Source organism: Nostoc sp. EspVER01 (assembly GCF_034530635.1).
Classification (GTDB): domain Bacteria; phylum Cyanobacteriota; class Cyanobacteriia; order Cyanobacteriales; family Nostocaceae; genus Nostoc.
Map to the genome: position 1 here is coordinate 245,838 of NZ_JAVRCS010000006.1, position 10,163 is coordinate 256,000.

Sequence of the window (10,163 nt, forward strand, 5' to 3'; positions counted from 1 at the left end):
TCTATTGAGCAATTTCAGCGCGGGCGGCTATGAGTGCTTTGTTTACCTGTACAAAGCCAGTACCTCCGTGACTGTTGCGGGCTGCCACTACTTGACGAGGGGATATTGCCTCATAAATATCTGCTGCAAATGCCGGATGTAGTTGTTGCCACTCTTCCAATTTCAAATCTTTTAAGAGTTTACCTGCGGCAATACTAGTTTTTACCACCTTACCCACAAGGTTGTAAGCTTCCCGAAAAGGAACGCCACGTGCGGCTAGATAATCTGCGACATCGGTAGCATTAGAAAAATCTTCCGCCACAGCTGATGCTAACCGCTGGGTACGAAATTCTAAGCCTTCCCTGAGCAAAATCGTCATCGCTTCTAGAGACGCTTTGACTGTATTAACGCTATCAAATAGACCTTCTTTATCTTCTTGTAAGTCTTTGTTATATGCCAGGGGTAGCCCCTTCATAATGACTAACATCGCTTGGAGATGACCGAATACACGTCCCGTTTTCCCCCGCACCAATTCTGGGACATCGGGATTTTTCTTTTGGGGCATGATACTGGAACCTGTAGCACAACTATCTTTCAGGGTGACAAAGCGAAATTCTTCAGATGACCAAAGAATGACTTCTTCTGCAAGGCGGCTGAGGTGAACCATAATCAAGCTAGCAGCACACAAAAATTCGATCGCAAAATCGCGATCGCTCACTCCATCGAGGCTGTTAGCATAAATATCGTCAAAATTCAATAGTTTGGCTGTGTAGTGGCGATCGATAGGGAAAGTAGTTCCTGCTAAAGCACCACATCCCAAAGGTGAAATATTCACACGGCGAGAAACATCTCCCAAGCGTTCCCAGTCACGTTGCGCCATTTGAAAGTATGCCAAGAGGTGATGAGCTAAACTCACGGGTTGGGCGCGTTGGAGGTGGGTATAACCAGGAATTAGAGTTTCAACGTGCTTTTCGGCTATATCTAGTAAAACACCTTGAAATTCTCGCAATTCGCTTTTGATTTGTTGGATTTGGTCGCGCAGGTAGAGTCTGGTATCAGTACCAACTTGGTCATTACGCGATCGCGCTGTATGCACCTTTTTACCTACATCGCCAACAATTTCTGTCAGTCGGCGTTCAACTGCAAAATGCACATCTTCAGCATCGACACCAGGCTGAAATTTACCTTGGCGATACTCTTGGCGAATTTGTTCTAAACCGGCAACCAGTTGCTCTCCTTCTTCTGGGGAGATGATGCCAGTGTGAGCAAGCATTTTGGCATGAGCTTGAGAACCAGTGAGATCGTATTCGATTAATTCAATATCAAAACTTATACTGGCATTAAAACGAGCGATCGCTGGGTGCAACGCTGATTCAAATCGCTGGCTCCAAGTTTCTTTTTTGGTCATAAATTATGAAAAGGTGGGCGATAGTTAAGAGTTAAGAGTGAGGAATTATGAGTTTTTGACTCCTAACTTCTCACTCCTCACTTTCAACTCCTAACTTTTAAATTTAACCGTAGCTAGTTAGATTCCGAATCATATAGCCAATGACTAAACCAATCAACAATGCCCATACTTGACCTGTTTGTATAAAGTGGCTCCAAGCTTTTTGCATCTGACCCATAACGTTTGGATCGGTGATTGTTTGTGCTAGGGCTGTCCAATTTACAGGCAAATGCCAAAGAAACTGAGATGTCAAATCGCTGTAATTGCTCATCTTTTGTGATTAAGAAGTTAAGGGTGGCAAATTTCAGCATCAGTTTATTATTTACATTAATTACTGATATTTACTGAAATATTGGATGTAACTTCAATGTCTTAACTCAAGATGTAGCCGATGCCAACCGCAATTTCTCGGCAGTCCGCAAAATCTGTCCCGCCAAAACTGCTGCACCAAAACCATTATCGATATTTACTACACCTACTCCCGCAGCACAAGAGTTAAGCATTGTCAATAAAGGTGCTAAACCACCAAAACTTGCGCCATAGCCGATGCTGGTGGGTACGGCAATCACGGGACAACTCGCTAAACCTGCAACAACGCTGGGTAAAGCGCCTTCCATCCCCGCCACGACAATCAACACTGATGCTGACTCAATCAGGTGGCGGTTACTTAATAAGCGGTGAATCCCAGCAACGCCAACATCCCAGAGACGCTGTACCTGAAAACCAGAAAGTTCAGCAGTGACAGCAGCTTCTTCAGCAACGGGTAAATCGGCAGTACCAGCAGAAAGAATGCCAATTTTACCCTGGAATTGTGGTTCGATGCTAGGGGGAGCGATCGCACAAATTCGCGCCGATTCGTAATATCGCAAACCACTAACTTTTGATTGCAGTGCGGCATAAACTGCTGCTTCAATGCGGGTTGCCATGACTACAGGATTACGGAGGCGCATCACTTCCATAATTTGAGCAATTTGGTCTGGAGTCTTACCAGGGCCCCAAATCACCTCTGGGAAACCAGTTCTTAGCTGGCGATGGTGGTCAATTTTGGCAAATTCACCTACAGATTCATAAGTTAAGTCTTTGAGTGAGTCTAATGCCGTATCTGGGGTAACTTTACCATTAGCAACCGCAACGAGTAGCGATCGCAAAGTTTTTTCATCAGTCATTGGTAATTAGCCCTTTGTTCTTTGTCATTTCTTCAGTAGTGCAATAACTAATTCCCAATACTCTATAATGCTCCATGATTAATCCGTGATTTTAATTTCATGAATGTTCCAGAATGCGCCACCAAGTGCAGAGTATTGGATGCCTTCAAAGCGATTACGCACTGCTGACATTGATAAAGCATTAACTAGATAAATAAACGGTAAATTTTCTTGGGTAATCTTTTGGGTTTGGGCATAAATTTCTTTCCGCTTCACTGGATCTAATTCCCTTGCTCCTTGAATGTATAACTTAGCAATTTCTGCTTCCCAAGGAGCCACTTCCCAACCTTGCAATGGCTTTTGTCCAGCTTGGGGTTTCTGATTAAACATGTGTAATCCACCTTCGGGAGACCAGACATTAGCCCCATCATTTGGTTCTAAACCACCAGTCAGACCCAGCATAGAAACTTCCCAGTCTAATGAATTTGACAGCTTATCTGTGTAAGTATTCCACGCTAGAGGAGTGAAATCGACTTGAATACCAATTTTACTCAGGTCTTGTTTAATTTGCGATCCAATTGCTTCACGGATTTTGTTACCAGCATTGGTGAGTAACGAGAAGCGAACGCGGTTTCCTCGATCATCAATTAGTTGGTTGTTGTTATATTTGAATCCTGCTTTTAGTAGCAGTTCCTTCGCCTTTTCTATATTGTAGTTATAAACTTTAAGGCCTTCTTCTGGCGACAAATAATAAGGGCTTTGCACAGAAATTGGAGAATTTTGTGGTTTACCTAAGCCACGAAAAGTGTTGTTAATCATTGTTTGTCGGTCAATTGCATAGGCTACTGCCTGTCGAAACTCTACAGTATTGAACCAACGCGATTTAACTGGATCAACCAGCGGTTTTCCATCCCTTTTACCTTTATTTAAATTGAATAAAATAAACGTTGTACCAGTTGCTGGGCCACCATTGAAAATTTTGAAATTTCCCTGATCTTCTTGCACCTTTAGCAAAGAAAAATAATCTGGTGAGACTCCCACAGTATCTAATCCGCCCGAACGAAATTGCAGCAAGGATGTATCTGTCGATTCCACAATTTGCCACACAATCCGTTCAATATAAGGTTGGGGTTCTCCTTTCGGCCCTTTGCGCCAGTAGTAAGGGTTGCGCCTGAAGACTACACGCTGACTTGTGTCGTAGCGCTCTAGCTTGTAAGGGCCGTTGACGATAATTTGATCTGGAGGAGTATCAACACCCCACTTTGACAAAAAGATGGGCTTACCTTCTTGGTCTTTTGTCTTGACAAATGGTTCTAGAGTATGGGCAGGCAAAATTGGCAGTCCTAGAGTTCCTAAGAACGGTGCAAATGGTTCTGGAGTTGTGAATTCAATTCGTAGAGCATCAATTTTTCGTACCTTTGGCAAAGCCCGACTTTCACCAATCCGTAGCACATCTCTAGCATCTGCGGGAATCGCTTCGTTCAGGTAAATTTGGTTGAAGGTAAATATTACATCATCTGCTGTTAAAGGTTCTCCATCAGACCATTTCAATTCCTTACGTAAGGTAAAAACAAATCGTAATTTGTCATCAGAAATTTCCCAAGATTCTGCTAAAGAAGGCTCTATTTTGCCAGTTATGGGGTTTTCAGTAGTTAACCCTTCATAAATCAGAGGAAAAACATTCGGAGATTCCTGACTCAAAGGGTAGTTGAAAGTTTTGGGATCGCTGAGAATGGCACTTACCAATTGCGGCATTTGAGCAGCGGCACTTTTAAAGTTAGTGGGGTTGCAAGCGGTAAGTGTAAATGCTGTTGCTGAAGTCAAAATTATTGGCAACCAAAAATATTTAATTGCCAGAAAAATTTGTCTAAAAAATTTCATAATTCCAAATTTATTTCCATCTTAATCAGTCTTCAATATCTCGATCAGAGACTAAAACAAAAGTTACTCTGAAACAACTAGTAAGACAACAGCATAAGCACATATACCTTCTTCACGTCCAACTGGGCCTAATTTTTCGTTAGTGGTAGCTTTGATGCCAATTTGGTTTGGTTCTAATTCTAAAACAGCCGCTAGTTTGTCGCGCATGTTGTGAATATGTGGTTTTAATTTTGGGCGTTCTGCTACTATCACCGAGTCAATATTTCCCACCTGCCAGCCTCGATCCCGAATCAGTTGATGTACTTGATTTAATAGTACTAAACTATCTGCTCCCGCCCATTTAGGATCGCTAGGCGGAAAATAATGACCAATATCCCCCAAAGATAATGCCCCAAGCATGGCATCCATAATCGCGTGCGTTAACACATCAGCGTCACTGTGCCCCAATAAACCGAGTTCATGGGGAATTTTAATTCCACCTAAAATCAAAGCGCGATCGCTCACCAGTTGGTGAATATCGTAGCCGTTACCAATACGAATTTTAGTCATTTGTCATTAGTTATTAGTCATTGGTCAAGAGTTAGAAATTATTATTCTCTCCCTGCTCCCCTGCTCCCCTGCTTCCCCTGCTCCCCCTGCTCCCCCTGCTGCAATTTCTCCAAGAGATCGGGGCGGCGATCGCGGGTTTTTTGAATTTGTTGTTCATAACGCCACTTTGCGATCGCGGCGTGATTCCCACTGAGCAAGACATCAGGCACTTTTAAACCGCGAAAATCGGCAGGACGAGTATATTGGGGATAGTCCAATAACCCTTCTTCAAAACTTTCTGCTATGAGGGACTCAGTTTTGGCCACGGTTCCTGGGAGCAGCCGCACGACGCCATTAATCAAAGCCATTGCTGGAATTTCCCCACCAGTCAGAATAAAATCGCCCAAGGATACTTCACGAGTTACCAAATGTAGCACCCTCTCATCCACTCCTTCGTAATGTCCACAAATAACTACTAACTGGTCATAATTTGTCACCAATTCTTTCAAAAGAGGTTGATTGATTGTTTGACCCTGTGGACTCATCAAAATTACTTCTCTTCGGGGTAGAATCGGCAGCGACTCTACAGCGGTAAAAATAGGTTCTGGCTTCATTAGCATCCCAACACCGCCGCCGTAGGGTTCATCATCTACTTTTCGGTGCTTGTCAGTGGTAAAGTCCCGTGGATTAATCAGATGCACTTCGGCAATCTGTTTGGCTAAGGCTTTACCCAGCAGCCCAGAATTGAGAACAGAGTTAAAACAGTCAGGAAAAAGCGTAACTATATCAAAGCGCACAGTTATTCGTATTCGAGGACACTAATCTTAAATTTGAATGTCTAGCAAACACCAGCAAGCCAAGGTCGGGTTAAACTCCAGTTAAACTTTATCAATAGTATCTAAAACTACCAGACCTCCTGGATTTTAGATGGGATCAAAAGTTTTTCTAATTACTTAATTTATGTTTAAATGTTGTCACAACTACATTTAAATTAATAATCATATCAAGTTAACAACTTCCAGGATGCATCGAGCCAGCCTCAGAAAAAAGCGTAGTCTTAATTGCTCTTCCCCAATCCTAAAGGGGGAATATAGCCACTTAAAGACTATTTTGCCCTGCTACAAGTGGACAGGTGAAAAACAAGGCGCTGGCTTTGAGGAATGTGAACAAACACGTTTAGACTGAGGCAACGCGAGCGTTAAGCGAGAATTTGGAGAGTGGCTTTCCCCAGTTCCAAACTTCCAAAAAGTGTCCTCTCGAAGAAGCAAAGCGCAAAAATCATCAGGCAACTGAACCTTGTTAAATTCACCTGAAGTTGTTGACAGGAGAACCAAAATGCCGCAATTACAAGCTAAATCGCTAGAAATGAGGACACCCCAAGCAACTAAAACCGCCGTTCTGGTTATCGGAGGTGCAGAAGATAAAGTTCATGGGCGCGAAATCCTACGAACTTTTTTTGGACGTGCCGGCGCTAGTAAGGCTTATATTACAATTATTCCATCTGCCTCTCGCGAACCCGCTATCATTGGTGGTCGGTATATTCGCATTTTTGAAGAAATGGGTGCCCAGAAGGTAGAGATTTTAGACATCCGCGAACGAGAACAGTGTGAAGCCTCCCAGATCAAAGCATCCTTAGAAGCCTGTAGCGGGGTATTTTTGACAGGAGGAGACCAGCTGCGTCTTTGTGGCGTATTGGCAGATACGCCAGCAATGGAAATTATTCGCCAGCGGGTGAGAGCAGGGCAATTGACGTTAGCAGGCACCAGTGCAGGAGCGGCGGTGATGGGGCATCACATGATTGCTGGCGGCGGTAGTGGAGAGACGCCCAATCGTTCCCTAGTGGATATGGCAACGGGTTTGGGATTTATTCCGGAAGTAATCGTTGACCAACACTTTCATAACCGTAATCGGATGGGGCGACTGATTAGTGCGATCTCAGCTCATCCCGATCGCTTAGGTATTGGCATTGACGAAGATACTTGTGCAGTGTTTGAACGTGATGGTTGGCTACAAGTTATGGGCAAAGGCAGTGTCACCATTGTTGATCCCACTGAGCTGACCCATACCAACGAACCTCATGTCGGTGCTAATGAACCCTTAACAGTACATAATTTACGTCTCCATATCCTCAGCTACGGCGATCGCTTCCACTTGTACCAGCGGACTGTATTGCCTGCTGTACACCGAATCTCCAGCTGACGGGATAGAGTATCTGAGGTTACACTGAGTTGACCGCACATTTATTATTTCTTACCGTAGAAAAATGATAAGAATACCATGTAAAAAGAAAAAACTGTTTATAACGAACAGTTTAGCGGTCAATTCCAGTAAGAAACTAGAATTTTGGTTCCGAATCTCCATCTACCTATTCCCATGAGAATCCTCAAGATCCAGACCTTACGCGGCCCAAACTATTGGAGCATTCGACGCCACAAACTGATCGTCATGCGCCTCGATTTAGAAACCCTTGGCGAGACGCCCTCGAATGAAATCCCTGGCTTTTATGAAGGATTAGTTGAGGCGCTGCCAAGTCTGGAGGGCCACTATTGTTCGCCTGGCTGTCGTGGTGGTTTTCTAATGCGAGTCAAAGAAGGCACTATGATTGGCCACATAGTGGAACACGTAGCCTTAGAACTCCAAGAATTAGCTGGTATGCATGTCGGCTTTGGTCGCACCCGCGAAACTGCCACACCCGGAATTTATCAAGTAGTAATCGAATATCTGAATGAGGAAGCGGGACGCTACGCTGGACGAGCCGCAGTACGGCTGTGCCAGAGTATCGTCGATCGAGGCCGTTATCCCAAAGCAGAATTAGAGCAAGATATCCAAGACCTGAAAGACTTCACCCGTGATGCTTCTTTAGGCCCTTCCACCGAAGCGATCGTCAAAGAAGCAGAAAAAAGAGGCATTCCCTGGATGTCCCTGGAAGCCCGCTTTTTAATTCAGCTAGGCTACGGCGTGAACCAGAAGCGGATGCAGGCGACAATGACTGATAACACCAGCATTCTGGGTGTAGAACTAGCTTGCGACAAAGAAGCCACTAAACGCATCCTCGCTGCTGCTGGTGCGCCAGTACCCAGAGGTACAGTAATCAACTTCTTAGACGATTTAGAACAAGCAATTGAATTCGTTGGCGGCTATCCCATCGTTATCAAGCCACTAGATGGCAATCATGGACGTGGGATCACCATTGATATCAGAACTTGGGAAGAAGCTGAAGCCGGATATGAAGCTGCCAGACAAGTTTCCCGGTCAATTATTGTCGAAAGATATTACGTTGGACGCGACCACAGGGTACTAGTGGTAAATGGCAAAGTAGTAGCAGTAGCCGAACGTGTTCCGGCTCATGTCATTGGCAACGGCAGATCCACCATTGCCGAACTGATTGAAGAAACAAACCTTGATCCAAATCGCGGTGAAGGACATGATAACGTCCTGACCAAGATTGAACTAGACCGCACCAGCTATCAACTGCTAGAAAGGCAAGGTTACACCCTAAATAGCGTGCCACCCAAGGGCACTATTTGTTATCTCAGAGCAACAGCCAACTTGAGTACAGGTGGTAGTGCCGTTGACCGTACCGATGAAATTCACCCAGAAAATCTTTGGTTGGCACAACGAGTAGTCAAGATTATCGGTTTAGATATTGCCGGACTCGATATCGTCACCACAGATATTAGCCGTCCTCTGCGGGAAGTAGATGGCGTGATTGTTGAAGTTAACGCCGCTCCCGGTTTTCGGATGCACGTTGCCCCAAGTGTGGGCATTCCCCGCAACGTCGCTGGCGCAGTGATGGATATGCTGTTTCCTAACGAGCAATCTAGCCAAATTCCCATCCTCAGTATCACGGGTACTAATGGCAAAACCACCACTACTCGACTACTAGCACATATTTATAAACAGACGGGGAAAGTAGTAGGTTATACTACAACTGATGGGACATATATCGGTGATTACTTAGTAGAATCTGGCGATAATACAGGCCCCCAAAGTGCCCACGTCATCCTCCAAGATCCCACAGTAGAAGTAGCAGTACTAGAAACGGCTCGCGGTGGCATTCTTCGCTCTGGATTGGGCTTTGAAGCCGCAAATGTAGGGGTGGTATTGAATGTAGCATCCGACCACTTAGGAATCGGCGATATAGATACCATTGAGCAGTTAGCTAATCTCAAGAGCGTAGTAGCCGAAGCTGTATTCCCTGATGGCTATGCGGTACTTAACGCCGACGATCGCCGCGTCGCTGCTATGTCAGAAAAAACTAAAGCTAATATTGCTTACTTCACCATGAACCCCGATTCGGAATTAGTGCGGAAGCACATCCAAAAGGGTGGAGTAGCGGCAGTATATGAAAATGGCTATTTGTCAATTGTTAAAGGTGATTGGACACACCGCATAGAAAGAGCTGAAAATATACCTTTAACAATGGGCGGACGTGCGCCGTTTATGATTGCCAACGCTTTAGCAGCAAGTTTGGCAGCGTTTGTGCAAAACGTCACAATTGAGCAGATTCGTGCTGGTTTGAAGACCTTCCGGGCTTCAGTTAGTCAAACGCCGGGACGAATGAATTTATTTAATTTAGGCAACTACCACGCTTTGGTGGACTATGCCCACAACGCAGCCAGTTACGAAGCTGTAGGCTCCTTTGTGCGGAACTGGACTACAGGACAACGGATTGGCGTAATTGGTGGCCCAGGCGATCGCCGCGACGAAGATTTTGTTACTTTGGGCAAATTAGCAGCGCAAATTTTTGATTACATCATCATTAAAGAAGACGATGATACACGGGGACGACTACGGGGATCAGCTGCCCAGTTAATTATTCAAGGCATCACAGAAGTTAAGCCTGATAGCCGCTATGAATCAATTCTGGATGAAACCCAAGCGATCAATAAAGGCTTAGACATGGCTCCTGATAACAGCCTGGTGGTAATTTTGCCAGAAAGCGTTACTCGCGCGATTAAGTTAATTAAGCTGCGTGGTTTAGCCAAGGAAGAGACACACCAACAAAATCCCGGCACAACTGTCATCGATTCCCAAAATGGGATCGCACCTTCTTCTGTTGTTAATACCTTGTTGTAGTCAGGAGGAGTCAGTGCGCTGACTTCTCCTGACTATTTTAATTACTGTTTTGGTTGAGTCGATGGGGGATATTATTCCCCGCACCTCTCAGTTAAATCTGGGCG

Annotated in this window: 8 protein-coding genes; 2 read left to right on the top strand and 6 right to left on the bottom strand. The window is 44.8% G+C overall.

Annotation, left to right across the window (positions count from 1 at the left end; translation table 11 throughout):
* Position 1: 1 nt before the first annotated feature.
* The 6 genes from argH to trmD all read right to left on the bottom strand — a co-directional run bounded on the left by argH (position 2) and on the right by trmD (position 5,777).
* Entirely contained in the window at positions 2 to 1,387 is a 1,386-nt protein-coding gene (argH, locus tag RMX69_RS08050) for an argininosuccinate lyase (RefSeq protein ID WP_322637114.1), read from the bottom strand.
* 103 nt (positions 1,388 to 1,490) lie between these two features.
* The gene (locus RMX69_RS08055; RefSeq protein WP_289796801.1) at positions 1,491 to 1,697 is read right to left on the bottom strand and encodes a hypothetical protein; all 207 of its coding nucleotides are present in this window, start codon (positions 1,695 to 1,697) and stop codon (positions 1,491 to 1,493) included.
* Positions 1,698 to 1,803: 106 nt separating this feature from the next.
* Positions 1,804 to 2,592, bottom strand: a complete 789-nt coding sequence (gene larB / locus RMX69_RS08060) for a nickel pincer cofactor biosynthesis protein LarB (protein WP_322637115.1) — start codon at positions 2,590 to 2,592, stop codon at positions 1,804 to 1,806.
* A gap of 78 nt (positions 2,593 to 2,670) precedes the next feature.
* Positions 2,671 to 4,452 (bottom strand): ABC transporter substrate-binding protein, encoded by a 1,782-nt coding sequence (locus RMX69_RS08065; RefSeq protein ID WP_322637116.1) that lies wholly within the window; start codon positions 4,450 to 4,452, stop codon positions 2,671 to 2,673.
* A 63-nt stretch (positions 4,453 to 4,515) separates the two neighbouring features.
* A complete protein-coding gene (gene ispF / locus RMX69_RS08070; RefSeq protein WP_289796804.1) occupies positions 4,516 to 5,001 on the bottom strand; it encodes a 2-C-methyl-D-erythritol 2,4-cyclodiphosphate synthase in 486 nt (161 codons plus the stop codon).
* 41 nt (positions 5,002 to 5,042) lie between these two features.
* Positions 5,043 to 5,777, bottom strand: a complete 735-nt coding sequence (gene trmD / locus RMX69_RS08075) for a tRNA (guanosine(37)-N1)-methyltransferase TrmD (protein WP_289796805.1) — start codon at positions 5,775 to 5,777, stop codon at positions 5,043 to 5,045.
* Between the two features lie 538 nt (positions 5,778 to 6,315).
* Here trmD and RMX69_RS08080 point away from each other — a divergent pair.
* Positions 6,316 to 7,179, top strand: a complete 864-nt coding sequence (locus tag RMX69_RS08080) for a cyanophycinase (RefSeq protein ID WP_179068376.1) — start codon at positions 6,316 to 6,318, stop codon at positions 7,177 to 7,179.
* Positions 7,180 to 7,353: 174 nt separating this feature from the next.
* Positions 7,354 to 10,059, top strand: coding sequence for a cyanophycin synthetase (gene cphA / locus RMX69_RS08085; RefSeq protein WP_099100271.1), 2,706 nt, complete (start codon positions 7,354 to 7,356; stop codon positions 10,057 to 10,059).
* Positions 10,060 to 10,163: the final 104 nt, after the last annotated feature.